Source organism: Pseudomonas sp. NPDC098747, from assembly GCF_044760045.1.
Taxonomy (GTDB): Bacteria; Pseudomonadota; Gammaproteobacteria; order Pseudomonadales; family Pseudomonadaceae; genus Aquipseudomonas.
Genome location: NZ_JBIWAL010000025.1, coordinates 37,592 through 61,485, shown reverse-complemented (window position 1 = coordinate 61,485; position 23,894 = coordinate 37,592). Strand labels below are relative to the sequence as shown.

At 59.4% G+C, this 23,894-nt stretch carries 21 protein-coding genes and 3 pseudogenes; 15 read left to right on the top strand and 9 right to left on the bottom strand.

Annotated features, from left to right (window positions below; genetic code table 11):
- Positions 1 to 103: 103 nt before the first annotated feature.
- Genes ACIQVE_RS16755 through ACIQVE_RS16745 form a run of 3 tightly spaced genes read right to left on the bottom strand, consistent with a single transcriptional unit; the run spans position 104 to position 2,025 of the window.
- Positions 104 to 475: a MerR family transcriptional regulator gene (locus ACIQVE_RS16755; RefSeq protein WP_402810282.1), complete on the bottom strand. Its 372-nt coding sequence runs from the start codon at positions 473 to 475 to the stop codon at positions 104 to 106.
- A 47-nt stretch (positions 476 to 522) separates the two neighbouring features.
- Entirely contained in the window at positions 523 to 1,098 is a 576-nt protein-coding gene (locus ACIQVE_RS16750) for an NAD(P)H-dependent oxidoreductase (RefSeq protein ID WP_402810280.1), read from the bottom strand.
- A 45-nt stretch (positions 1,099 to 1,143) separates the two neighbouring features.
- On the bottom strand, positions 1,144 to 2,025 hold the full coding sequence (locus ACIQVE_RS16745) for a LysR substrate-binding domain-containing protein (RefSeq protein ID WP_402810279.1): 882 nt from the start codon (positions 2,023 to 2,025) through the stop codon (positions 1,144 to 1,146).
- 230 nt (positions 2,026 to 2,255) lie between these two features.
- On the opposite strand from ACIQVE_RS16745, the gene ACIQVE_RS16740 reads away from it, so the two are divergent.
- Complete coding sequence (locus tag ACIQVE_RS16740; protein ID WP_402810277.1) at positions 2,256 to 3,020, top strand: sulfite exporter TauE/SafE family protein; 765 nt, start codon at positions 2,256 to 2,258, stop codon at positions 3,018 to 3,020.
- On the opposite strand, the gene ACIQVE_RS16735 is transcribed toward ACIQVE_RS16740, so the two are convergent.
- Positions 3,010 to 3,324 (bottom strand): putative quinol monooxygenase, encoded by a 315-nt coding sequence (locus ACIQVE_RS16735; protein WP_402810275.1) that lies wholly within the window; start codon positions 3,322 to 3,324, stop codon positions 3,010 to 3,012. The two genes, ACIQVE_RS16740 and ACIQVE_RS16735, sit on opposite strands and share 11 nt — an antisense overlap.
- Positions 3,325 to 3,508: 184 nt before the next feature.
- On the opposite strand from ACIQVE_RS16735, the gene ACIQVE_RS16730 reads away from it, so the two are divergent.
- The 7 genes from ACIQVE_RS16730 (at position 3,509) to ACIQVE_RS16700 (ending at position 10,940) form a co-directional block, all read left to right on the top strand.
- Positions 3,509 to 4,099, top strand: a complete 591-nt coding sequence (locus ACIQVE_RS16730; protein ID WP_402810273.1) for an NAD(P)H-dependent oxidoreductase — start codon at positions 3,509 to 3,511, stop codon at positions 4,097 to 4,099.
- A gap of 228 nt (positions 4,100 to 4,327) precedes the next feature.
- Positions 4,328 to 5,239, top strand: coding sequence for a LysR substrate-binding domain-containing protein (locus ACIQVE_RS16725; RefSeq protein ID WP_402810272.1), 912 nt, complete (start codon positions 4,328 to 4,330; stop codon positions 5,237 to 5,239).
- Between the two features lie 103 nt (positions 5,240 to 5,342).
- Positions 5,343 to 6,236, top strand: coding sequence for an NAD-dependent epimerase/dehydratase family protein (locus tag ACIQVE_RS16720; protein ID WP_402810271.1), 894 nt, complete (start codon positions 5,343 to 5,345; stop codon positions 6,234 to 6,236).
- 532 nt (positions 6,237 to 6,768) lie between these two features.
- Positions 6,769 to 8,118 (top strand): GntP family permease, encoded by a 1,350-nt coding sequence (locus ACIQVE_RS16715; RefSeq protein ID WP_402810269.1) that lies wholly within the window; start codon positions 6,769 to 6,771, stop codon positions 8,116 to 8,118.
- A 15-nt stretch (positions 8,119 to 8,133) separates the two neighbouring features.
- Positions 8,134 to 8,994 carry a MurR/RpiR family transcriptional regulator gene (locus tag ACIQVE_RS16710; protein ID WP_402810267.1) on the top strand — a complete coding sequence of 287 codons (861 nt, stop codon included), beginning with the start codon at positions 8,134 to 8,136 and terminating at the stop codon, positions 8,992 to 8,994.
- A gap of 1 nt (position 8,995) precedes the next feature.
- Complete coding sequence (locus ACIQVE_RS16705; protein WP_402810265.1) at positions 8,996 to 10,453, top strand: amidohydrolase family protein; 1,458 nt, start codon at positions 8,996 to 8,998, stop codon at positions 10,451 to 10,453.
- Positions 10,454 to 10,571: 118 nt separating this feature from the next.
- Positions 10,572 to 10,940 carry a glyoxalase superfamily protein gene (locus ACIQVE_RS16700; protein WP_095191407.1) on the top strand — a complete coding sequence of 123 codons (369 nt, stop codon included), beginning with the start codon at positions 10,572 to 10,574 and terminating at the stop codon, positions 10,938 to 10,940.
- A 196-nt stretch (positions 10,941 to 11,136) separates the two neighbouring features.
- Here ACIQVE_RS16700 and ACIQVE_RS16695 read toward each other — a convergent pair whose 3' ends face one another.
- Entirely contained in the window at positions 11,137 to 12,153 is a 1,017-nt protein-coding gene (locus tag ACIQVE_RS16695) for an AraC family transcriptional regulator (RefSeq protein WP_402810262.1), read from the bottom strand.
- Positions 12,154 to 12,363: 210 nt separating this feature from the next.
- Here ACIQVE_RS16695 and ACIQVE_RS16690 point away from each other — a divergent pair, with 210 nt between their 5' ends.
- The 5 genes from ACIQVE_RS16690 to ACIQVE_RS16670 all read left to right on the top strand — a co-directional run bounded on the left by ACIQVE_RS16690 (position 12,364) and on the right by ACIQVE_RS16670 (position 18,219).
- Complete coding sequence (locus ACIQVE_RS16690) at positions 12,364 to 13,959, top strand: FAD-binding oxidoreductase (RefSeq protein ID WP_402810260.1); 1,596 nt, start codon at positions 12,364 to 12,366, stop codon at positions 13,957 to 13,959.
- Between the two features lie 5 nt (positions 13,960 to 13,964).
- Positions 13,965 to 15,557, top strand: a complete 1,593-nt coding sequence (locus ACIQVE_RS16685; protein ID WP_402810259.1) for a glycerol-3-phosphate dehydrogenase/oxidase — start codon at positions 13,965 to 13,967, stop codon at positions 15,555 to 15,557.
- Positions 15,558 to 15,577: 20 nt separating this feature from the next.
- Complete coding sequence (locus ACIQVE_RS16680; protein ID WP_402810257.1) at positions 15,578 to 17,146, top strand: FGGY-family carbohydrate kinase; 1,569 nt, start codon at positions 15,578 to 15,580, stop codon at positions 17,144 to 17,146.
- 199 nt (positions 17,147 to 17,345) lie between these two features.
- Positions 17,346 to 17,693 (top strand): type II toxin-antitoxin system HigB family toxin, encoded by a 348-nt coding sequence (locus ACIQVE_RS16675; protein WP_402810255.1) that lies wholly within the window; start codon positions 17,346 to 17,348, stop codon positions 17,691 to 17,693.
- Between the two features lie 52 nt (positions 17,694 to 17,745).
- Entirely contained in the window at positions 17,746 to 18,219 is a 474-nt protein-coding gene (locus tag ACIQVE_RS16670) for a type II toxin-antitoxin system HigA family antitoxin (RefSeq protein ID WP_402810253.1), read from the top strand.
- Positions 18,220 to 18,364: 145 nt separating this feature from the next.
- Here ACIQVE_RS16670 and ACIQVE_RS16665 read toward each other — a convergent pair.
- From ACIQVE_RS16665 to ACIQVE_RS16655, 3 pseudogenes are all read right to left on the bottom strand, one after another.
- Positions 18,365 to 18,961: pseudogene (locus ACIQVE_RS16665) on the bottom strand (methyl-accepting chemotaxis protein); the annotation flags it as partial.
- A gap of 261 nt (positions 18,962 to 19,222) precedes the next feature.
- Positions 19,223 to 19,369, bottom strand: a pseudogene (locus tag ACIQVE_RS16660) (HAMP domain-containing protein); the annotation flags it as partial.
- A 117-nt stretch (positions 19,370 to 19,486) separates the two neighbouring features.
- Positions 19,487 to 20,251: pseudogene (locus ACIQVE_RS16655) on the bottom strand (methyl-accepting chemotaxis protein); the annotation flags it as partial.
- A gap of 286 nt (positions 20,252 to 20,537) precedes the next feature.
- Here ACIQVE_RS16655 and ACIQVE_RS16650 point away from each other — a divergent pair.
- Both ACIQVE_RS16650 and ACIQVE_RS16645 read left to right on the top strand, forming a co-directional pair.
- Positions 20,538 to 21,209, top strand: coding sequence for a histidine phosphatase family protein (locus ACIQVE_RS16650; protein WP_402810252.1), 672 nt, complete (start codon positions 20,538 to 20,540; stop codon positions 21,207 to 21,209).
- Complete coding sequence (locus tag ACIQVE_RS16645) at positions 21,206 to 22,027, top strand: phosphatase PAP2 family protein (RefSeq protein WP_402810250.1); 822 nt, start codon at positions 21,206 to 21,208, stop codon at positions 22,025 to 22,027. Before ACIQVE_RS16650 ends, ACIQVE_RS16645 begins: the two co-directional genes overlap by 4 nt.
- Here the strand turns inward: ACIQVE_RS16645 and ACIQVE_RS16640 are convergent.
- On the bottom strand, positions 22,006 to 23,853 hold the full coding sequence (locus ACIQVE_RS16640; protein ID WP_402810297.1) for a CocE/NonD family hydrolase: 1,848 nt from the start codon (positions 23,851 to 23,853) through the stop codon (positions 22,006 to 22,008). The two genes, ACIQVE_RS16645 and ACIQVE_RS16640, sit on opposite strands and share 22 nt — an antisense overlap.
- Positions 23,854 to 23,894 lie beyond the last annotated feature (41 nt).

The window sequence follows — 23,894 nt, the reverse complement described above, 5'->3', positions numbered from 1 at the left end:
AACTCCGGGCTGTGGGCTGTGAACTGAAGTCGCACCCTATAGCGCCCGGTCGCCGGTCAGTTGTCTGTGCTCGACATCGAGCTGCTCAGAAACGCGCAAGCCGTTACAGTTTCTCCAGCGGACATTCGGCGCGGGCTTGTTGCAGGTTCGCCTCAAACGCTTCTAGCTGCGCGTGTTGCTCAGAAAGCTTGGCGATCTTGTCGCTGATCTCGCGTTTTTTGTCTTCGATCGCCTGCTGCGCTAACGACCATGGCACCGACTGATCGTGATGACCGGCGAAGATTTTTTGCAACTCCATGAGTTTGAAACCCATCTCTTTCGCGCACTTTATGAAAGTCAGCAGTTCGACGAATTGCTGGTTGTAGACGCGATATTTGCCCTGTCGCTGAGGCGCAGGCAGCAGTCCGATAGCCTCGTAATGACGGATGGTCTTGACCGTGGTGTGGGAGCGTTGCGCGGCTTCGCCGATATACATAAGCAGTCCTTTTTACCTTGGCTTCGCATTGGGCATTATCGGCAGACTCAACGACTGGCGATAGCCCGCGCCTGTTGCAACCAGGTTTGTCGTTGCTGATCGCTTGAGCCGAGCACCGGACCGAACGTCAGCGTGCGCAACGGTTTGATCCCGCAGAATTCGAGGGTGGTCTTGCGCACCTGATGCAGCCCGGGCATGCGATAGATCCAGCGGTAATACCAGGGCGGCGTGTCCATGGTGACCAGCAAGTGTGCGGTGCGCCCGAGCAAAAGTTTGTCGGGGAACGCTTTGCCTTTGCGGTATTTGAAGGCAAAACCGGGAAGGAAAACCCGATCAAAAAAACCTTTGAGCAGCGCCGGAATACCGCCCCACCAGATCGGGTAAACCAGTGTCAGATGTTCGGCCCAGAGGATGTCGGATTGTGCCGCGTTCAAGTCATCTTCCAGCGCCTGGATCTGTTGATAACCCTCGCGGAGCACCGGGTCGAAATCTATTTCTCCGAGGCGCAACTGGCGCACTTCGTGTCCGGCATCGAGTGCCGATTGAGCGTAGCGCTCAGCGAGTGCAGCACAAAAACTCGACGCCGAAGGATGGCCGAGAATCAGCAGAATGCGTTTGCCCATGGTCATCGTCCTTGCTGATAAAAGGCCAAGGATGAAGTCTGCCCCTTAGGGGAGAGTCAAGGCGTTCAGCAAGGACTTGGCATAATTCGGCAGAGCGCTGAAATCCTTGGCGCACAGCATCAACGTGCGGCGCGCCCACGGCTCGTTGAGGGCAACGCTTTTGAATGAGCGTGGCGTCGCGCGCTCGACGGCGGCCAGCGGCACGATCGCCAGTCCGGCGCCGTGGGCGACCATGCGCATCACGCCGTCGAAACCGTCGGCCCGGATGCGGATCTGCATGCGCGAGCCGCTATTCAACGCCTGTTCTTCAAGATAGATCGCCAATGCGCTGTCGGCGCTCAGTCCTACGAAGTCGAAGCGCAAGGCATCGCTGAAACTGACTTCAGGGGGGTCAGCCAACGGGTGGTCCGGCGGCAGAATCAGTACCAGTGGATCGTCGCGAAAGGGTTGGGTTTGTAAGTCGCTGGTGTCGACCGCGTCGGAAACAATCCCAAGATCCGCCGCCCCCTGACGCAAGGCGTGGGTAATGCGGGCGCTGGGCAATTCTTGTAGATCGATGTCGAGATTGGGATGGCTGCGCAGGAAGTCCGCGAGCACTTCCGGCAGGTACTCGGTGATTGCGGTGGTGTTGCACAGCAACCGCACCTGACCTTTGACGCCTTGAGCGTATTCGGCCAGATCCTGCTGCATGCGTTCGGCTTGTTGCAGGAGGGCGCGGGCGTGTTGGGCCAACGCTTTGCCGGCCGGAGTCGGGGAGACGCCGCGACGGCCGCGCTCCAGAAAGTCGGCACCCAATGACGCTTCCATCGCACGAATTCGCGCACTGGCCGCCGCGAGCGAGAGGTGGCTTCGGGCGGCGCCGGCGGTGATGTTGCCGGTGTCGAGGATGTGCAGATAAAGGCGCAGGTCGGTGAGGTCGAAGTGCATTTCGTCAGCCTGAGTTTGCAGTGTCTAGACTGGCCTCATCGCTGGCAAGCCAGCTCCCACAGGGTTCAGTGTCGATCACAGATTCTGCGTACAACACAAAATACTGTGGGAGCTGGCTTGCCAGCGATGAGGCCAGTGGCCTCAATAATCTGTAAGCCTCTTGTATGGAAAGAGGCAGGCTCAGTATATGGCAGATTTTCAAGCGACCTCGACGGGCGCACAGTCCCGCCATGAACACTCTCGCAAGCTTCTACCAAAACCTCGGTCTGCCCATGTCTCTGTTGGTCATCGCTACCTTCATACTCGCTGGCCTGATCAAAGGCGTCATCGGCCTTGGCCTGCCCACCGTCGCCATGGGTCTGCTCGGTCTGGCTATGGCGCCAACACAGGCTGCCGCGTTGCTGATCATCCCGGCAACACTCACCAACGTCTGGCAATTGGCATTCGGCGGTCACTTGCAAGGACTGATCAAACGCCTCTGGCCGATGCTCCTGATGATCTTCCTCGGTACCGCTATCGGCACGCTGTGGATCGGCATGTCGGGCGGACATTGGGTGGTGCGCGGATTGGGCGCGGCGCTGTTGCTGTATGCGTTGAGCGGGTTGTTGCTGCCGACGCTGCACCTAAAGCCGTGCCATGAGTCTTGGCTCGGCCCGGTCTGCGGCGCGATCACCGGCATCATCACCTCGGCCACCGGGGTCTTCGTGATTCCGGCAGTGCCGTACCTGCAAGCGTTGGGCTTGAGTCGCGATGAACTGGTGCAGGCGCTCGGCCTGTCGTTCACCGTCTCGACTCTGGCGCTGGCCGGTGGTTTGCTCTGGCGTGGCGCGCTGGGTGGCGGTGAATTGGGCGCTTCGCTGCTGGCGCTGGTTCCGGCAGTGCTTGGCATGTTGCTCGGCCAATGGCTGCGTCAGCGGATCAGCGCGGTGCTGTTCAAACGGGTGTTCTTCATCGGTCTGGGCGCGCTCGGCGCCCACTTGCTGATCAGCGGCTAGCCGACGATTCACTCAGCATGTCGATCGCACGAATGTCGAAATCGCGCTCCAGATACTCCATGCGCTGCTCGAAAAACTGCTTCATGTGCGGCAGGTTCGAGTGCACATGCAGATGTGCCCGGGATTCCCAGATTTCGTAAAAGATGAACAGCGATGGATCTTCCAGATCGCGCAGCATGTGGTATTCGATGCAGCCCGGTTCGGCGCGACTGGGTTCGACATAGGCGCGGAACAGCGCTTCAAAGGCTGCGGATTTCTCCGGGCGGGTCTTGGCGTGCAGGATAAAACCCTGGCGTTCACTCATCGATAAAACTCCTCAAGTTCGGATGGCGGCCAAGCCTACGGCAACAATCCGCACTCGATTCGTGCGTTTTACTCAAATGTATTTTGCGCAAGCCTGGCTTATTCCGCGCGAGGCAGATCGTTAATCTGCCGCCATTCAGTTCTCCTTACTCCATCCAGCTCAATGGCTGCGCCGAGGCTTTCTCATGAAAAAAGTTTTGTTGCTCAATGGCGGTAAAAAATTCGCCCATTCCGACGGCCGCTACAACACCACCCTGCACGAAACCGCGCTGAGCGTGCTGGATCGCGGCGGTGTCGACGTCAAAACCACGTTAATTGACGAGGGTTACGACGTTGCTGAAGAAGTCGCCAAATTCCTCTGGGCAGACGTGATCATTTATCAGATGCCAGGCTGGTGGATGGGCGCGCCGTGGACGGTGAAAAAGTACATCGACGAAGTCTTCACCGAAGGCCACGGCAGCCTCTACGCAAGCGATGGCCGCACCCGTTCCGATGCGTCGCAGAAGTATGGCAGCGGGGGCCTCGTCCAGGGCAAGCAATACATGCTGTCGTTGACGTGGAACGCGCCGCAGCAAGCCTTCGATGATCCGACCGATTTCTTCGAAGGTAAAGGTGTGGACGCGGTGTATTTCCCGTTTCACAAGGCCAATGAGTTTTTGGGCATGACCGGGTTGCCGACGTTTCTGTGTGTTGACGTAATGAAGCGTCCAAACATCGAGAGTGATGTGGCGCGTTATGAACAGCATCTGAGCGAGGTGTTTGGTCTTAAGGCTTGAGGTTGAAGCGGATGCTGAGAGGGATCTGCCTGTGGTAAAGGGATTTACCTCTGGTGGTGGGATTTATCTGTGGCGAGGGGATTTATCTCCGTTGGGGCGCGGAGCGCCCCCCGCTCTTGCTTCAAAAAAGAAGGGGACTGCTACGCAGTCCAACGGGGATAAATCCCCTCGCCACAATTAGATCCCTTCACCACAATACAGTGGTGATGACTATCGTAAGGAACCCCCTTGAAAGCCAGATCCGATGAGTTGCAGATTTTCGTCTGCGTGATCGAATGCGGTACGATTTCCGCCGCTGCCGAGCAGGTCGGGCAGACGCCTTCGGCGGTCAGCCGCACCCTGTCGCGGCTGGAAGCCAAGCTCGATACCACGCTGATCAACCGCACCACGCGGCGCATGGATCTGACTGAGGAGGGCAAGTACTTCTTCGAACAAGCCAAGCTGATTCTCGATCAGATGGAGCAACTCGAAGAACGTCTGTCCTCACGCCAGCAAACCCCGTCCGGACGCCTGCGCATCAACGCCGCGTCGCCGTTCATGCTGCACGCGGTCGTTCCCTACATCGACGAATTCCGCCGGCTATATCCGGACATTCAGCTCGAACTCAACAGCAATGACCTGATCATTGACCTGCTGGAACAAAGCACCGACGTCGCCATCCGCATCGGCACCCTCGCCGATTCCACTTTGCACGCGCGCTCGCTCGGTTGCAGTCCGCTGCTGATCGTCGCCAGCCCCGCGTACCTGGAAAAACACGGTACGCCGCTGCAAGTGGCCGACCTGAGCGAACACACCCTGCTTGGCTTCACGCAGAACGAAGGCCTCAATCAGTGGCCGTTGCGTTACGTGCAAGGTGACCGCTGGCCCATCACCCCGGCCATCAGCGCCTCCAGCGGCGAAACCGTGCGCCATCTGGCGCTGGAAGGGCAGGGCATTGCCTGCCTGTCGCACTTCATGACCATCGACGACATCCGCGCCGGGCGTTTGAGCGTGGTACTGGCCGAGTTCAACAGCGGCTATCGCCAGCCGATCAACGCCGTTTACTACCGTAACTCGCAACTGGCGTTGCGCATTCAATGCTTCCTCGACTTCATCCAGAGCAAACTCGCGGCCTACGCCATCGCCGATTTCAAAGGCTGATTCGTGACCTCTGCGCAACAGTGATTTGGCTGAGGGCGGGTGTTTCCCTCGAACTCATCGGTCGATACTCGTCCCATCACTTATTCACGCAGGGAGTTTCTCCATGAACGTATTCGTCACCGGCGCTGCCGGTTTTATCGGTGGCTCCATCGCTACCGGCCTGGTCCAGGCTGGCCATAACGTCACGGGTTTGGTGCGCAGCGCCGAACAGGCTGATGAACTGAAAGCACTGGGCATCACCCCGGTGATCGGCACTCTCGACGACGCGTCATTGCTCGCCGAACAGGCCCGCGCCGCCGACGCGGTAATCAACGCCGCCAGCAGCGACCATCGCGCAGCGGTCGAAGCCTTGCTCGACGCTTTGCGTGGTTCGAACAAAGTGTTCCTGCACACCAGCGGTTCGAGCATCGTCGGCGATGCATCCGGCGGCAAGTCCAGCGACGTCATCTACTACGAAGACAACCTCCCCGAGCCGACCGTCGACAAAGCCGCACGCGTGGCCATCGACAACCTGATTCTCGCCGCAGCGAAGGACGGCGTGACCTCGGCCGTCATCTGCAACACCTTGATCTACGGCCACAGCCTGGGCGTCAAACGTGACAGCGTGCAATTGCCGCGTCTGCTCAAACAGGCGCGTAAAAGCGGCGTGGTTCGCCATGTCGGTAGCGGCCAGAACATCTGGTCCAACGTGCACATCGAAGACGTCGTCGCCCTGTACCTGCTGGCGCTGACTAAAAACGTACCGGGCACGTTCTACTTTGTTGAAAGCGGTGAAGCCTCCTTCATCGACATGACCACCGCCATGGCCGAAGCCCTGAACCTGGGCCAGCCACAAGACTGGCCACTGCCAGATGCCGAAGCCGAGTGGGGCTACGAAATGGCCAACTACGGCCTCGGCTCCAACAGCCGGGTGCGAGGCAAACACGCCCGCGAACTGCTGGGCTGGACGCCGAAACGCACGTCAGTGGTTGAATGGATTCGTAACGAAATGGTGTGATTCTTTCAACACCACAATACCTGTGGGAGCCAGCCTGCTGGCGATAGCGGCTGATCATCCAACATCAATGTTGAACGTGACGCCGCCATCGCTGGCAAGCCAGCTCTCGCAAGTTGTCCGCTATCTGTCTGAAGAAATTTGATCAAACTGTGGGAGCGAGCTTGCTCGCGAAAGCGGTGGATCAGTCGACAGAGATGTTGAATGTGACACCGCCATCGCCTGCAGGCTGGCTCCTACAGAAACTCGATCAACTTGTGGGAGCTGGCTTGCCAGCGATAGCGGTCGACCAGTCAGCATCTATGTTGAATGTGTAACCGTCATCGCTGGCAAGCCAGCTCACAGGATTTCGTATTGGCTGCGGAATCATGAAAATCTCGCCCCGCAATTTTCATTAATCACGACAAGACATATCCATCCGCGACACGCCTTACCTTTCCACGAAAATTACTTTCATGCGGTTTGAAATCTCGATCTCGAAATGATTTATGAGTTTCACAACCCATACGAACGTGACCCTTTCGAGGAGTACCGCATGACGCCTTCTTTCGGCTATTGGCTGCTGGTATATGCCGCCGTGGCTATCATCGCTCTGATCGTGTTGATCGCCCGTTACCGGCTCAATCCGTTCATTGTCATCACCCTGATTTCCATTGGTCTGGCACTGGTGGCCGGCATGCCGCCGTCGGGGGTGGTGGGCGCGTATGAGGCTGGGGTCGGCAAGACGCTGGGGCACATCGCGCTGGTGGTGGCGCTGGGGACGATGCTTGGCAAGATGATGGCCGAGTCCGGTGGTGCGGACCAGATGGCGCGCACGTTGATCGATAAGTTCGGCGAGAAGAACGCGCACTGGGCAATGGTCTGCATCGCGTTTCTGGTCGGGTTGCCGCTGTTCTTCGAAGTCGGCTTCGTGTTGCTGGTACCGATTGCGTTTACCGTGGCGCGAAGGGTGGGCGTGTCGATTCTGATGGTCGGTTTGCCGATGGTCGCCGGCCTCTCCGTAGTGCATGCGTTGGTGCCGCCGCACCCGGCGGCGATGCTGGCGGTGCAGGTGTATCAGGCGTCGGTCGGGCAGACCTTGCTGTATGCGATTGCTATCGGCATTCCGACGGCGATTATTGCAGGTCCGCTGTACGCCAAATTCATCGTGCCGCGCATTCACTTGCCGGCGGATAACCCGCTGGAAAAACAATTCCTCGACCGCGAACCGCGCGACAAGCTGCCGAGCTTCGGCATCACCATGGCGACCATTCTGTTGCCGGTGGTGCTGATGCTGATCGGCGGTTGGGCCAATCTTATTTCTACGCCGGGCAGCGGTTTCAATCAGTTCCTGCTGTTCATCGGCAACTCGGTGATTGCGCTGCTGTTGGCGACGTTGTTGAGTTTCTGGACGTTGGGTATCGCTCAGGGTTTCAGCCGTGAATCGATCCTCAAATTCACCAATGAATGCCTGGCGCCGACCGCCAGCATCACCTTGCTGGTCGGCGCTGGTGGTGGCTTGAACCGGATTCTGGTCGACGCTGGCGTTACCGATCAGATCGTCGGTCTCGCTCACGAATTTCATCTGTCGCCGCTGCTCATGGGCTGGTTGTTTGCAGCGCTGATGCGTATCGCCACCGGTTCGGCGACTGTGGCGATGACCACCGCGTCCGGCGTCGTCGCCCCCGTGGCCATCGGTCTGGGATATCCACACCCCGAACTGTTGGTGCTGGCGACCGGCGCCGGGTCGGTTATCTTTTCCCACGTCAACGACGGCGGCTTCTGGTTGATCAAGGAATACTTCAACATGACGGTCGCGCAGACGTTCAAGACCTGGACCGTGCTTGAGACGTTGATCTCGCTGGTCGCTTTCGGTCTGACCGTCGGCCTTTCTTACCTGCTGTAACCGGAGCCCGCCGCCATGGACATCCTCTACCAGATCCGCGCCCGCCAGGATTCCTTCAGCGCCGGCGAAGGTCGCATCGCAAGGCTGATGCTCGACGACGTAGGCTTTGCCGCCTCCGCCAGTCTCGAAGAGCTGGCGCAACGGGCCGAGGTCAGCACCGCCACACTGTCGCGATTTGCCCGCACTGTTGGCTGCCGCGACCTGCGTGATCTGCGCCTGCAACTGGCCCAAGCCAGTGGCGTCGGCAGTCGTTTTCTCGACCCGGCCGGCACGCCCGAGCAATCGGCGTTCTACGGGCAGATTGTTGGCGATATCGAAACTACCCTGCGTCAGCATCTGGCCGGTTTCGATGAATCGCGTTTCGCTGATGCGGTGAAATTGCTCAGCCAGGCGCGGATGATTCACGCCTTCGGCATGGGCGGGTGCTCGACGTTGTGCAGCGACGAATTGCAGGTGCGGTTGGTGCGCTTGGGCTATCCGATTGCGGTGTGCCATGACGCGGTGATGATGCGCGTCACCGCCGCCAGCCTGAACGCCGAACAGGTCGTCATCGCCTGCTCGCTGACTGGCATCACCCCGGAACTGCTGGAGACCGTCGAACTGGCGCGCAACTACGGCGCGCGCATCCTCGCCATCACCCGCGCCGATTCGCCGCTGGCGGAACTGGCCGACATCGTCCTGCCGCTGCAAGGCGCAGAAACCTCGTTCATCTACAAACCGACGGCGGCGCGCTACGGCATGTTGCTGGCCATCGACGTGCTCGCGACCGAGCTGGCGCTGGCCAATCCTGAAGACAACCAAGAGCGGCTACGGCGGATCAAACTCGCTCTCGACGAATACCGTGGCGGCGACGATCACCTGCCGCTAGGAGACTGACATGCTCTACGACACCCTGATTCGCAATGCTCTGGTTATCGATGGCAGCAACACGCCGGGCTACCGCGCCGACGTGGCAATCCTCAATGGCCGCATCGAGCGTATCGGCGACTTGCGTGATGCGACAGCGAGCGAAGAAATCGACGCTGCCGGCCGCGTGCTGGCGCCGGGTTTTATCGACGTGCACACCCACGACGACACCGTCGTCATCCGTCAGCCAGAGATGCTGCCCAAGCTCAGCCAAGGCGTGACCACGGTGATTGTCGGCAACTGCGGAATCAGCGTGTCGCCGGTCAGTTTGAAAGGCAATCCGCCGGACCCGATGAACCTACTCGGCACCGCGGCGGCGTTTGTTTATCCACGTTTCAGCGATTACCGCGCGGCGGTCGAAGCGGCCGACACCACGTTGAACGTTGCAGCGTTGGTCGGCCACACGGCGCTGCGCAGCAATCATCTCGACGACCTGTTTCGCACCGCAACCCCTGCCGAAATCGCCGCGATGCGTGAGCAGTTGCGCGAAAGTCTTGAGGCTGGCGCACTTGGATTATCCACAGGTCTGGCTTACGCCAGCGCCTATAACGCCTCCACCGATGAAGTCATGCAACTGACCGAAGAGCTGACGGCGTTCGGCGCGGTTTACACCACTCATTTACGCAGCGAATTTGCTCCAGTGCTGGAGGCGATGGATGAGGCGTTTCAGATCGGTCGCCACGCCAAATCGCCAGTGATCATTTCCCACCTCAAATGTGCCGGTGTCGGTAACTGGGGGCGCAGTCCGCAGTTGCTCGCGTCCTTGGAGGAGGCGGCGAAAACCCATCCGGTCGGTTGCGATTGCTATCCGTATGCGGCGAGTTCTTCGACGCTGGATTTGAAACAAGTCACCGACGCCCACCGCATCACCATCACCTGGTCGACGCCGCACCCGCAATTCAGCGGCCGCGACCTCATCGATATCGCCGCCGAATGGAACGTGCCGCTGCTCGAGGCTGCCAAGCGCCTGCAACCGGCGGGCGCGGTGTATTACGGCATGGACGAGGCGGATGTACGAAGAATCCTCGCGCATCCGCTGTCGATGGTGGGCTCTGACGGACTGCCGGAAGACCCGTTCCCGCATCCACGCCTGTGGGGCGCTTTCCCACGGGTGCTTGGACATTTCAGTCGTGATGTCGGGCTATTTCCGTTGCACACAGCGGTGCACAAGATGACCGGTCTGTCGGCGGCGCGCTTTGGCTTGAAGGAAAGAGGCGAGATTCGCGAAGGAAACTGGGCGGATCTGGTGTTGTTCGATCCGGCGACTGTGCGAGATGTGGCGGATTTCAATGACCCGCAACGGGCGGCGCAGGGTATTGATGGGGTGTGGATCAATGGTGTTTTGAGTTACAGCGATGGTCAGGCGAATGGTCGAAGGGAAGGGCGGTTTCTGGCGCGTCAGGGCGATTTGCGCGACGGCTTTCTTTAATGTTTCGCGCAGTGGGTCACAGTGATGGCACATTGCGACTAAAGAAAACCATCAACAAGCCGAAGTGCTGACATCCAGCCCGGCTACACTCTTGGGCCAACCAGTCAGGGAGCACCCCATGAGCTTCGGCAAAACCACCCCGATCCTGCGGATTTTCGATGAAGCCAAAGCCGTAGAATTCTACGTCGACTTCCTCGGTTTCAAGATCGACTGGCAGCATCGTTTCGAAGCGAACTTCCCGTTGTATCTGCAGGTGTCGCGTGGCGAATGTGTGCTGCATCTGTCCGAACACCACGGTGATGCGACGCCGGGTTCGGCGTTGCGCATCGAGACCGATGAGCTGGAAGCTTTTCAGCAGCAACTGGTGGCCAAGGATTACAAGTTCTCGCATCCACAGATTCAGGCGATGCCATGGGGCAGCCAGGACATGACCATTGCCGATCCGTTTGGTAATCGGTTGGTGTTTACCAACGCGATTAGTGTTTGAGCTGAAGAGCCCCTCACCCTAGCCCTCTCCCGGAGGGAGAGGGGACTGACCGAGGTGTCTTGCGTTGTACATCGACCTGAAAGATTTGCAGCGATTATGGATTCACAGCGGTATTTGCAGGTCGGCCTAACTCGTCAGCATCTCTTGGTCGGCCCCCTCTCCCTCTGGGAGAGGGTTGGGGTGAGGGGAAAGCGAATCACCCCCGATGCGTCTGCCGAAACTCCCCCGGCGGCATCCCGCGCCGGCTCTTGAACGTGCGGTGAAACGACCTCGGTTCGGTAAACCCCAGATACTGCGCGATGTCCTGAATCGGCAACGTGCTGTTGAGCAAATAATGCTCAGCCAACTCCTGACGCAGGTCATCCAGGATCTGCTGATACGACGTCCCCGCCTGATGCAATTGCCGCTGCAACGTTCGCACCGACACGGCGAGATGTTCAGCCACCTGCTCCTTACGCGGCAGCCCCTCCTTTAGCAACTGACGCAAAATACTCTTCACCTGCTGCGCAAGCGACGCATCCTCCAACGTCGCCATCAACCCCATCGCATGCTCTTCCAGCGTGCGCAGCAATTGCGCATCGGCCTGGCGCAACGGCAACTGCAAATACGCCAGCGGCACAATCAACGCCGAATACGGCTGATCGAACAGCACCGGGCAATCGAAAAACTGCTCGTATTGCGCCAGTGTCACCTTGTCTGGGCACGAATGCTCCAACCAGACCGCTGCCGGCGACATCTGCGTATCCGCAATCCAGCGCGCATATTGCAGCCACGAACCCAGCACGTTTTCCACCAGATGCCGACGAATTCGCGGGCGCTGATAGCGGCAGGTCCAGATCAGGTGTACTTGCCCGTCCAGCATCTCGGCGCGACTCACGCCCATGTCGCCCACCAGTTTTTCGAACGGCATGATCCGGCTCATGGCATCGCCCAGTGTCGCGCAGTTCATGGTGATGTAACCGAGCACACTCCAGGAATTGGGCAGTACAAAATTGGCGGCATTGAGCCCGAATAGCGGATCGCCCGAGTATTCGCAGAAATAATCGAGCAACTTCTCATGCGCTTCACCCGGCAAACGCAGGGTGTTGTCGCTCAACTGCTGCGCCTGCAACCCGGCCGCCGCCAACGCAGGCTCGATGGCCATGCCCAATTGCTCGGCATGGCGCAGGTACTTGAGCAGCGGTGGAACGGAGGTGAAGCCGAGCGATTGCATGATCGTATTCCCTTGATCAAGGCGTGCATGAGCGGATGAATGCCCTGAAAGGTAATTTGAAACCGCGACTAAAGTAAATGGCTGACGCTTGCGCGACGTTTGACTCAATTGGCTACACGAACTGGCCGGATGCGACCGTGACACTTTTTCGCCGCCGACTAGTATGGACGCCTGAAATATCGCTGATAAGAACCGAAAAAGGACACACGCATGCGACGCTGGAACGGCTGGGGAGATGCAACCACGGTGGTCGAACTGCCGGCCCAGGGCGCGAGTTTTCTCGCCGAACGGTTGGGCGAAGGTCGAGCGCTGCCCGATGCGACGCTGGAAACAGCGCTGGCCCGCGTGCCTGCTTCGCGGTTGCGCGCACACACCTTGTACAGCGTGGATGGCCATGACCGTTTGTTACACGCTCGCGGCCAGAGCCTGCCGGATTGGCTCGCGTTACGCGAAGGCACGTTGGGCAATTATCCCGATGCGGTGGCGTTCCCCGAGACTGCCGAGCAGATTCGCCAATTGCTGGCGCTCGCCCATGAACAAGACCTGTGCCTGATCCCTTATGGCGGCGGCACTTCGGTGGCCGGGCACATCAACCCGCCAGATTCAGCGCGGCCCGTGGTGACAGTTTCGCTGGCGCGGATGAATCGTCTGATCGACCTTGATGAACAAAGCCTGTTGGCAACCTTCGGCCCCGGTGCCAGTGGCCCGCAGGTGGAAAGTCAGCTGCGGGCGCGGGGTTACACGCTGGGGCATTTCCCGCAGTCGTGGGAGCTGTCGACGTTGGGTGGTTGGGTGGCCAGTCGATCCAGTGGTCAGCAATCGTTGCGCTATGGGCGCATTGAACAATTGTTCGCCGGGGGCACTCTGGAAACCTTCGCCGGCCCTCTGCAAATCCCGACGTTCCCGGCCTCGGCCGCCGGCCCTGATCTGCGCGAAGTGGTGCTGGGCTGCGAGGGCCGTTTCGGGATCATTTCCGAGGTCAAAGTGCGGGTCAGCGCAATGCCCGCCGATGAACGTTTCTACGGCGTGTTTCTGCCCAGTTGGACGAAGGCGCTGCAAGCCATCCGCCAATTGGCTCAGGCGCGCGTGCCGCTGTCGATGCTACGCCTGTCCAACGCGGTGGAAACCGAAACCCAACTCGCGTTGGCCGGCCACCCGCAACAAATTGGCTGGCTGGAAAAGTACCTGAGCCTGCGCGGGGCCAGTGAGGGCAAGTGCCTGCTGACCTTCGGCGTGACCGGCAATCGTCAGCAAAATGCGCTGTCGCTGAGGCAAGCGCGACAACACCTCAAAGCCTTCGGTGGCGTATTCACCGGCACCTTGCTCGGCAAGAAATGGGCGCAGAATCGCTTCCGTTTTCCTTACCTGCGCGAGAACCTGTGGAACGCCGGTTACGTGGTCGACACCCTCGAAACCGCGACCGACTGGAGCAACGTCGACAACCTGCTCAACCTCATCGAAAACAGCCTGCGCGATGCCTTGGCTGCTGAAGGCGAGCGGGTGCATGTGTTCACTCACCTGTCCCACGTCTATGGCGAGGGTTCGAGTATCTACACCACCTACGTGTTTCGCCCCGCAGCGGATTACCCCGCGACGTTGGCGCGTTGGCAGGCGCTCAAGCACGCGGCCAGCCAGACTATCGTCGACAACCACGGCACCATCAGCCACCAGCACGGCGTCGGCAAGGATCACGCACCGTACCTGCTGCGCGAGAAAGGCGCGTTGGCGATGGACACCTTGCAGGCACTGAGCCGGCACTTCGACCCGGCCGGGCGCCTCAATCCCGGCACGCTGCTGCCGGAGTGACGGCCATGACTGCGCACTGGAACGCCGCGTGGCGCCAGCAGGTTCTGCCGACGCTGGCCGATGAAACCTGGGATCTGATCGTCATCGGCGGCGGTATCAGCGGCGCCGGCATCCTGCGTGAAGCCGCGCGCCGTGGCTGGCGCTGCCTGCTGCTGGAACAGCGCGATTTTGCCTGGGGCACGTCCAGCCGATCTTCGAAAATGGTCCATGGCGGTTTGCGTTACATCGCCAAGGGCCAGTGGCGCCTGACCCGCGATTCGGTACGCGAACGTCAACGTCTGCTCGATGAAGCGCCGGGGCTGGTCGAACCGATGAGTTTCATGATGCCGCACTATCGAGGCGGCTTTCCCGGGCCTCGGGTTTTAGGTGGTTTGCTGTCGGTGTATGACGCTTTGGCCGGACGGCGCAGCCATCGTTTTCATGACGCGCAGCAACTGCGATATCTGGCGCCGGGCGTGAAGGAAACCGACCTGCTCGGCGGCACCTGTTTTGTCGATGCGCTGACCGATGACGCGCGGCTGGTGATGCGCGTGTTGAGCGAAGCGCGGGCCGACGGCGCGGTGGTGCTAAACGGCGTGCGCGTGGAGCATTTGCTGCGTGAAGATGGGTGCGTGTGCGGGGTTCAGGTTGAGGACTGCGAGGCTGGCGGGCCCCTGCAATTGCGTTGCGGTGTACTGGCCGTGGCCACCGGCGCCTGGGCTGAGCGATTGCGACCAGCCGAGACGCCACGGCAATTGCGCCCGTTGCGCGGCAGTCATTTACTGCTGCCGGGCTGGCGTCTGCCGGTGGCTCAGGCGTTCACCTTTTTGCATGAGCGTGATCGGCGACCGGTGTTCGTTTTCCCGTGGGAAGGCGCGACAGTGGTCGGCACCACGGATCTGGATCATCACGAAAATCTGGATCAAAGCGCGAGCATCAGCACAGAAGAACTCGACTATTTGCTGGCGGCTTGCGCGCAACAGTTCCCCGGTGCGGAAGTGGTTATCGCCGATGTGCTGTCGACCTGGTCAGGCGTGCGTCCGGTGGTCGGTAGTGCGGGTGCCAATCAGGACAAACCCTCGAACGAAACCCGTGAGCACGTGCTGTGGCAGGAGCCGGGTTGCGTGACTCTGGCCGGCGGCAAACTGACGACGTTTCGCCCACAAGCGATTGAAGTACTCAAGGCCTGCGCGGCGATGCTAGGTCGGCCGTTTGATGATGACGCCGCGCCGGTGTTCGCCGCTGTACCACCGCTGACGATCCCGGGGCTCAGCGCGCAGCAGTGGCGGCGTCTGGCTGGGCGGCATGGGCGAGGCTTGCCGAGGCTGGCGCAACTGCTCACGGAACTGGGCCACGACACGGTCGGCAACACCGACACTTTGTGGGCGGAATTGGCCTTTGCCTGCGAAGCAGAAATGGTCTTGCACCTCGATGATCTGCTGCTGCGCCGCACCCGATTGGGTCTGTTGTTGCCACGCGGTGGCGAAGATTACTTTGCAGCCATTCGCCAACTCTGCCAGCCGCGACTGGGTTGGGACTACGAATATTGGCAGCATGAATTACAGCGTTATCAGGCGTTGTGGCAACGCCATCACGGTTTGCCGGATGCCACGCCTTGATGCCCCTTGAAGAGAGCTCCATGGATAACCACCCGAACAAGCGCTACCTGCTGGCCATCGACAACGGCACCCAAAGCGTACGCGCGCTGCTCTTCGATTTGCAGGGTAATTTGCTCGGTAAAGGCAAGGTTGAGTTGCAGGCTTATTACTCGGCGCAACCGGGTTGGGCCGAGCAGGACCCGGAATATTACTGGGCGAAACTCGGCGAGGCGTGTCAGCAAGTCTGGCAGCAGACCGGGATTGATCGCTCAGAGATTGCTGGCGTTTCCCTGACCACGCAGCGCGGCACGGTGATCAACGTCGATGCCGAGGGCAAGCCGTTGCGCCCGGCGATTCTGTGGCTCGATCAACGCCAGAGTGAGGTTGAAGGCGGGATAAAAGGGCCGTGGGGCTGGCTGTTCAAACTGGTCGGCGCGCAAGCCACCGTCGACTATTTTCGCGCCCAGGCCGAGGCCAACTGGATCGCCCGCCATCAGCCTGATATCTGGGCGGCGACCGACAAGTTTTTGCTGCTTTCGGGGTTTCTCACGCATCGCCTGTGCGGGCGTTTTGTCGATTCGGTGGGGTGTTGCGTCGGCTATCTGCCGTTCGACTTCAAGCGCTTGAAATGGGCCGCGCCGAGTGACTGGAAATGGCAAGCGCTGGCCGTGCGGCCCGAGCAGCTACCGACCCTGCACAAACCCGGTGAAACCCTCGGCTACATCACCGCCGAGGCCAGTCGTCACACCGGGATTCCCGAAGGGCTGCCGCTGATTGCCGCGGGGGCCGACAAGGCTTGCGAGGTGGTCGGTTCCGGAGTGGTCGAGGCGAGCACGGTGTGCCTGTCCTACGGCACCACGGCGACGATCACCAGCACCCGCTCGCGCTATCTTGAAATCGTCCCATTGATTCCGCCGTATCCGTCGGCGGTGCCGGATCAATTCAACTGCGAGGTGATGATTTATCGCGGTTACTGGATGGTCAGCTGGTTCAAGAACGAGTTCGGTTTGCGCGAAATGCAGCAGGCCAAGGAGCAGGGCATCGAGCCAGAGCAATTGTTCGATGCATTGGTGGATGCGGTGCCACCGGGATCGATGGGTTTGATGCTGCAACCGTACTGGTCGCCGGGCATTCGCGAGCCGGGCGTGGAAGCCAAAGGCGCGATGATCGGCTTCGGCGATGTGCACACCCGCGCGCACATTTACCGGGCGATTCTTGAGGGGTTGGCGTATGCGTTGCGCCAGGGCATGGAGAACATCGAGAGGCGTTCGAAGGTTTCGGTCAAACGTCTGCGTGTTGCCGGTGGCGGTTCGCAAAGTGATGCGGCGATGCAACTGACGGCAAACATTTTCGGGCTGCCCGCTGAGCGTCCGCACGTATACGAAGCGTCCGGCCTGGGTGCGGCGATTTGCTGTGCGGTGGGGTTGGGACTGTATGCGGATTTCCCCACGGCCATCGCGGCGATGACCCGTGTGGGCGCGGTGTTCATGCCACAACCCGAGGCGCAAAAAATCTACGAGCAACTGTACAAGGAGGTCTACCTGCGCATGTATCGCCAGCTCAAACCGCTGTACCAAAGCATCCGCAAAATCACCGGCTACCCCGCCTGAAAGCCCCCCAAAAATCCCCCCAAAGGAGCTGCCGAAGGCTGCGATCTTTTGATCTTTTAAAAAGCCACATCAAAAGATCGCAGCTTGGTGCGGTTTGTCCTGCACTGCGATACTCGCCGAAAATATCTGCTTTACAGATATATGAATACGAGATAAATTTTGCCGCATGTAGGGACGCCATAACCAAAAAAATATGAGAGTGATTACAAAAGCGGCAATTGCGCGGGCCATCGAAACTCATGGTCAATGGAGAGATCCTCTCACTTTATGGCTAACCATCTTCGACAGGGCATCGCTGCGCTTCGAGTCATTCGAGAAGCTTCGCAAGGACTGGTCAACCGCATCAGGCTGGAACGTAGATCGAATACCTCACTCCAAGCTGAGGACGACAAGCAAAAAAGGGCCGCTTGATATTTACGTTTTTGACATCAAGAAAAATGAGTGCCGAATCATTACTTGGATCAATACCCAAATCGGCACCATTTATGTAAAAGAAATCCTCCCCCATGCTGGATATGACAAGTGGTGGAAGCGTGATGTTAAGTAGTTGGTCTGAAGGATCAACACTGTTTATGTTTAACGAATTTTAAGGTGACAACATGAAGCGTAATAAGGTCGAAGCCTCTGGACTGGATTCCTTCATAGCCAATATTGCACCCATGCTTGATGGTCTGGGAGATCAGTTAGCGACGTTGTCCAGATTATTGTCTGCCTGTCATGATCCGATAGAAAACGATGAGGACTTGCAAGGACGGATGGCATTGATCGACGAGCTCTACGCTCATGCCGACAGCGAAGATCACGCAGCGGCGCGTTTTGCGGAGTTGGTGGCGGATCGGGTGTATGAGTACGAAGCTGAGACGGTTTTGATTCCCTACTCGACTCAATCGGAAGCGCTGGCGTTTTTGATTTCCGAGAGAGGAGTCAAGCAGAAGGATTTATCGGGGATTGCAACCCAGAGTGCTGTTTCCGAGATATTGAATAACAAGCGAAAAATGACTGTTGCTCAGATTAAGGGCTTTGCGGGGTTTTTCAGGGTTCCGGTCGAGTTCTTTATGCATGGCGTGGTTTGAAGCAGCGTGTAGTCAGCCATAACGCAATCGCGGGCAAGCCCGCTCCCACAGTGTTCTGGGTCGTGCACAAATTTTGTGTCCGACTCGTTACCTGTGGGAGCGGGCTTGCCCGCGATTGGTTTTTAGCTTCAGCGCGAAATCAACATCAAACGCGGAAGTGGCTCACCATCTGCTGCAACTGCCCACCCAACCGCGCCAGTTCAACGCTGGACTTGGCGGTTTCGTCGCTGGCGGCGGCAGTCTGCTCAGACACGTCGCGCACGTTGATGATGCTGCGGCTGATCTCTTCGGCCACGGCGCTTTGCTGTTCGGCAGCGGCGGCGATCTGCTGGTTCATCGACTGGATGTTCGACACCGTGCGGGTGATGTTTTCCAACGATGCACCGGCCTTGCGGGTCAGGGCGACGCTGCTGTCGGTCAAGGCGCGGCTGTTGTTCATCACGGCCGAGACTTGCTGGGTGCCGTTCTGCAGACCGGCGACCAGGCCTTCGATTTCCTCGGTGGATTTCTGTGTGCGCTGAGCCAGGCCACGAACTTCGTCGGCAACCACGGCGAAACCACGACCGGCTTCACCGGCACGTGCCGCTTCAATGGCTGCGTTGAGCGCCAGCAGGTTGGTCTGTTCGGCGACGGCTTTGATCACGTCCATGACGCTGCCAATCTTGTCGCTTTCCTGTTGCAGCACGCTCATGGCTTCGGTGGAGCGCGCCACTTCGCTGGCCAGACGCTCGATCTGCGTGATGGCTTCGTTCACTACCTTGTCGCCTTCACGGGCCTGGCCGTCGGCAGCGGCTGCCGCTTGCGAAGCCTCTTCGGCGTTGCGCGCAACTTCCTGCACGGTGGCAGTCATCTCGTGCATGGCGGTGGCGACCTGATCGGTTTCGATCTTCTGGCTGTTCACACCAGCGCTGGTCTGCTCGGTGACGGCCGACAGCTCTTCGGCAGCGCTGGCGATCTGGGTAACGCCGTCGCGGATGCCGCTGATCAAGTCGCGCAGGGTGACGCCCATGCGCGCGATGCCTTGTTGCAGCACACCGAGTTCGTCGCGGCGGGTGACGGTGACGTTCTGGGTCAGGTCGCCGCTGGCGATGCGCTCGACCACGGCCAGGGTTTCTCGCAGTGGGCGAGTGATCTGACGGGTGATGATCACCGCGGCAATCACGCCAACCAGCAGGGCCAGCAGGGTGCTGATCAACTGGAAGGTGCGTGCCTGAGCGCTTTCGATGTCGCGACGTTCAAGCTGAATCTGATACAGCTGCTCGCTCAGGGCCACGATGGTGGCGCCCTGATCGGTCATTTCCTTGCGCGCCTGCACGGCTTCGCTGTTGGCGTTTTTATAGGCCATCAACGCGCTGCGATAGTTGGTCAACGCAGTTTCCAGCTGACGCAGGGCATCTTGCTGAGTATCAGCGAAATGTACGTTCAGCGGTTTGAGACTGGCGATCGCCACGTCGATTTGGCCGACGGCTTTCTGCTCGTTTTCGGCGTTGGTGGTGGCGGTGTAGCCGCGCACTTCATAGCGCGCGAGGATGAACGCTTCTTTGGCGGCACTGATGGCCTGGAACTGCTCGAAACGCTGCTCGCTCATATCCATTTGCTGAACGCGCTTGCTGATCGACTCGATCAGGTTGTAAGCGGTCTCGGCGTTGACACTCATGGTGTCGCGCGCGGAGTTGCCGGTGCGATAGGCGTTACGCATTTTGTTCAGGGAGGTCTGGTATTCGGCGACGGTCGCCGCCTGCTCCTTGAGCAGTTTGACGTTCTCCGGGCTCTTGAAGCTGCTGATGAGCTTCTGCTGTTGCGCGGCGAAACCGTCGAGGGTGGTCTGCACATTCTGTGCGGCGGTTTCGTCGCCGTTGGTCAGCATGTATTGCAGGCGCACCACGCGTAGCTTGGTCAGGCCGGAATTGAGCTGGGTGATGTCGCTCATCCAGTTGCTGCGGTCAATCAGGCCGCCCAGGCTGGTCCAGCCGGTCAGGGCCAGGACGCAGGTCAGTGCCAGGACAAGGCCGAAGCCCAGGCCCAATTTCATGTTCACGCTGATGTTGCCGAACCAGCTATTCATCACAATATCCTCCAGAAACTTGGTATTTCTTGATCGTCGGTAGGCTGGAAGATTGTTGTTTTTTGAGCCAGCAAGGGTGTTAGCAGGTGTTTATCGGCCGCAAACCCGAGAGCTGAAAGGTTTTTGTCGGACAGAATTTGTAACAAGCCATCCCAAGACTTTTTTCACATGGGTTTCACTGGCTGCCCACACGGGTATCTGTAGCTTCGTCGCATCAAATGACCAGTGATGCATGCCGGCGAGGCGGCTTTTTGTGGAATTGAGACTGAATCTGTTCGGCGTCAATCGCTCGATCGATCTGAGTGGTCTGACGCGGTTTCGAAACACCTGGGTGGTGCTGGCGGCCTCTGTGCTGGTGATTCCATTGACGCTGTGGCTGCTCGCGCCTGCGGCGGTGCCGGACCTTGCCCACGGTAACGTCACCGGCGCGCAGGCGTTGGCGCAGGGATGGGCCAAGGGCGACATGATCGTGTTGGTGCGCCACGTCGAGCGCTGCGATCACTCTCGAGCCCCTTGTCTGATCGGCCATGATGGCATCACCGATCGCTCACGCAGTGCGGCCGTTAGCGTCGGCGCGCAGTTCGAGCAACTGGGCCTCAATAACGCCGACATCTACAACAGCCCGACAATGCGCACCGTGCAGACTGCCGGTTACATGTTCAACCGTGCCGCCAGTGGCGAAGACTGGCTGATCAACTGCAAGGGCCGCATGTTGCGCGACGCGCTGGCCCACAAGATCGCCGGTCGAAACCTGATTCTGGTGACGCACAGCGAGTGCATGGAGCAACTGGAAAAAGATCTGAAAGCAGCGGGCTCCGACCTGGGTTACGGCGCTTCGTTGTTTGTCTCCGCAGCCAACCCGGCGGCTCCACAGATGCTCGGCTTTATTGAAGCCTCCGACTGGCGCACGGTGACCACCCGATGAACGCTCGTTTTTACGCTTATAACTTCGGCATCCCGCTGGCCTACGCGGTGCTGGTGTTTTTACTGTTCGACATGACCAGAATCGACATCGTCTTCAGCAACCTTCTGTTCGATCCGCTGACCCAGACCTTCCCGCTCGACAAGATTCACTTGTTCGAAAAGATCACCCACAAATGGGCGCGAATCATTCCTGACTGGACCGCCGAAATTGCCCTGATCGGCGCCATGCTGTCGGTGGTCTGGCCGCTGGTCAATCCGCAGAAGCGTCCGCGACTTGGCGCGTTTCTGGAGCGCAATAAAGTCGCTCCCGTGCTGCGATTTACCGCTGATCACCGTAGGGATTTTCTGTTTGTGGTAGTCGCTTTCGCCGTCTGCACGGGCGTAATCCATTTTCTCAAGTCCCACACCAGCGTTTACTGCCCGATCGAGACGACCTTGTACGGCGGCAAAATGGCCCACATTGAGTGGTACAGCAATTTCCAGTTGTTTCATGAAGCCGGCAGTGGCCGCTGCTGGCCGGGCGGGCATGCCTCCGGTGGCTTCACCATGTTGGCGCTGTACTTTGTGGCGCGCCGTTATCAGTGGCGTTTCTCCAGCGCTTTATTGTGGGGATCGTTGTTGCTTGGTTTCGTCTACGGCACGACGCGAGTCCTGCAGGGCTGGCATTACATGTCCCACACGTTTTGGGCCGCAATCTTTGTCTGGCTGGCGTGTTTGCTGACGGCGCTGGCGTTTTATGGGCGGGCACGGTTGGCGTTGCCGGTGCGGCGAAAATCCGCAACACCGGCCGCGTTGTGTCAGTCCGAATCGCTGGCCTGACGATCCAGCGGCGCCAGCGCTGCGGCTGAAACGGTGGTCAGCACCAGACGCGAGGCGAAGCCCGAGCACATGTGCACTGTGTTAGTCGCGATGCGTTTGTGTCGGGCTTGGCCTTCGGCCTCGCCACTGTTGGGGTTGACGTCGAAGTGCGGGAAATTGCTGCTGGCGATGTCCAGGCGCACACGGTGACCGCGTTGGAACAGGTTGCAGGTAGCAAACGGCTCGATCACGACTTTTACCCGTTGTCCCGGCGTCAGTATTTGCGGTGCCTCCCACGAGTCGCGATAACGGCAACGCACGATCCCATCGGTGATGTTCATCGCATAGCCATCCGGATACACGTCCACCAGTTTGGCGGTGAAGTCGGTATCGAGGCCGTCACTTTCTACCCACAGTTCAATGCTTAGCGGTCCGGCGACGATCATGTCTTCGGTCAGTGGCGGGGTCTGGAAACTCAGGACATCGGCACGTTCGGCCAATGGCTGGTCATCACCTTGGGTGCCGAAGAAATCCGCTCGCTCACGTTGATCGAAAGCGCCACCGACGAACACGGGAGCACCAGACGTCAGTGCGCCTCCGATGGTCGGCACCGGATGATCGGGGTCGGCGCGATAACTCAGACTCGACTCGTGTACTGAAGGCTGATTCCTGCTCAACTGGCGCTGATCGTTCAAGTACAGGCTCAGCGGCTGGCTGCCCGGAAGCGGCCACTGCGAGCTATGCACCCAGCGCCCGCCATGTTGCAGTCGACCGTGCTGGTCCTTCGCGCCATCGCCACCGCCCATCAGAAATACCTGCACCGGCGCCGAGGTCGCCGCCGCATCGGTCTGATCTTTAAGGGAGCGCTCGAACCAGTCCAGTCGACAATCCAGCCAGGTGCGCGCGACGTTGCCATCGAAGTTGGCCGCAGCACCGAACTCGGCATCGCCGCTGTAACTGATATTGCGATCGCCGTGCAGCCACGGTCCCATGATCAAATGCTGGGCACTGCGGTTGAGGCGGCTGAAGGCACGGTAGTTGGCCAACGTGGAGCTGACATACGCGTCGTACCAACTGGACATGAACAGCACCGGAATGTCCGGCAGGTTGTCGTAATGTCCTTCGGCATAGATGCCAGGTTTGCGCCAATAATCACTGAAAGTACCTTGGGCCCATTGTTCCAGTAGATAGGCTTCGTACTCCGGCACATGGCGGATCGGCGAGTGCCCGGCCTGCCATGGCATGCGGGCGAACCACTGATGAATATCCTCTTGCTCGAGCGCTTCGCGAATCTTCGGATTGGCGAGCGCGACGGGGCTCTCCTTGGCCTGCCGCCAGGCCCACGTCGCCTGTTTCAATTCGAATGCGCCACCCTGACGAATGCCACACTGGAACGCGTTCGCAAATCCACCGGAGTCGAGCACCATGCTCTGCAGTCCCGGCGGGTGCAGACAGGCCATCGCCAATTGCGTATGGGCGGCGTAGGACAAACCCATGCTACCGATTCGCCCGTTGCACCAGGGTTGCTTGACGATCCAGGCGAGGGTGTCAAAACCGTCGGCGCCCTCCGATGTGTATTTAGTGAATACCCCTTCGGAGGCGTAGCGCCCGCGGCAATCCTGGAAGATCGCCACGAAACCCTGCGCGGTGAAACGCGCGGCCATGGTCCCGCGGGAGATATGCTCGGCGTCGAGTTGTTTTTCCGAGCGCGACGGGCTGCTCTTGTTATAGGGCGTGCGCTCGATCACTACCGGCCACGGCCCCGCGCCATCGGTTGGCAGGTAGATGTCGGTAGCGAGGTGGATGCCATCACGCAGACGGATCATCTGGTCACGCAGCAAGCGCATGGCGGGCAATGCCCGTTCGTTCAGCGAAGTCATATCAGAAC

Excerpts from the sequence above, each read along its gene's own strand:
- ACIQVE_RS16755 (WP_402810282.1), bottom strand. The coding sequence starts at position 475 with ATGTATATCGGCGAAGCCGCGCAACGCTCCCACACCACGGTCAAGACC.
- ACIQVE_RS16750 (WP_402810280.1), bottom strand. The coding sequence starts at position 1,098 with ATGGGCAAACGCATTCTGCTGATTCTCGGCCATCCTTCGGCGTCGAGT.
- ACIQVE_RS16745 (WP_402810279.1), bottom strand. The coding sequence starts at position 2,025 with ATGCACTTCGACCTCACCGACCTGCGCCTTTATCTGCACATCCTCGAC.
- ACIQVE_RS16740 (WP_402810277.1), top strand. The coding sequence starts at position 2,256 with ATGAACACTCTCGCAAGCTTCTACCAAAACCTCGGTCTGCCCATGTCT.
- ACIQVE_RS16735 (WP_402810275.1), bottom strand. The coding sequence starts at position 3,324 with ATGAGTGAACGCCAGGGTTTTATCCTGCACGCCAAGACCCGCCCGGAG.
- ACIQVE_RS16730 (WP_402810273.1), top strand. The coding sequence starts at position 3,509 with ATGAAAAAAGTTTTGTTGCTCAATGGCGGTAAAAAATTCGCCCATTCC.
- ACIQVE_RS16720 (WP_402810271.1), top strand. The coding sequence starts at position 5,343 with ATGAACGTATTCGTCACCGGCGCTGCCGGTTTTATCGGTGGCTCCATC.
- ACIQVE_RS16715 (WP_402810269.1), top strand. The coding sequence starts at position 6,769 with ATGACGCCTTCTTTCGGCTATTGGCTGCTGGTATATGCCGCCGTGGCT.
- ACIQVE_RS16710 (WP_402810267.1), top strand. The coding sequence starts at position 8,134 with ATGGACATCCTCTACCAGATCCGCGCCCGCCAGGATTCCTTCAGCGCC.
- ACIQVE_RS16705 (WP_402810265.1), top strand. The coding sequence starts at position 8,996 with ATGCTCTACGACACCCTGATTCGCAATGCTCTGGTTATCGATGGCAGC.
- ACIQVE_RS16700 (WP_095191407.1), top strand. The coding sequence starts at position 10,572 with ATGAGCTTCGGCAAAACCACCCCGATCCTGCGGATTTTCGATGAAGCC.
- ACIQVE_RS16695 (WP_402810262.1), bottom strand. The coding sequence starts at position 12,153 with ATGCAATCGCTCGGCTTCACCTCCGTTCCACCGCTGCTCAAGTACCTG.
- ACIQVE_RS16690 (WP_402810260.1), top strand. The coding sequence starts at position 12,364 with ATGCGACGCTGGAACGGCTGGGGAGATGCAACCACGGTGGTCGAACTG.
- ACIQVE_RS16685 (WP_402810259.1), top strand. The coding sequence starts at position 13,965 with ATGACTGCGCACTGGAACGCCGCGTGGCGCCAGCAGGTTCTGCCGACG.
- ACIQVE_RS16680 (WP_402810257.1), top strand. The coding sequence starts at position 15,578 with ATGGATAACCACCCGAACAAGCGCTACCTGCTGGCCATCGACAACGGC.
- ACIQVE_RS16670 (WP_402810253.1), top strand. The coding sequence starts at position 17,746 with ATGAAGCGTAATAAGGTCGAAGCCTCTGGACTGGATTCCTTCATAGCC.
- ACIQVE_RS16645 (WP_402810250.1), top strand. The coding sequence starts at position 21,206 with ATGAACGCTCGTTTTTACGCTTATAACTTCGGCATCCCGCTGGCCTAC.
- ACIQVE_RS16640 (WP_402810297.1), bottom strand. The coding sequence starts at position 23,853 with ATGCGCTTGCTGCGTGACCAGATGATCCGTCTGCGTGATGGCATCCAC.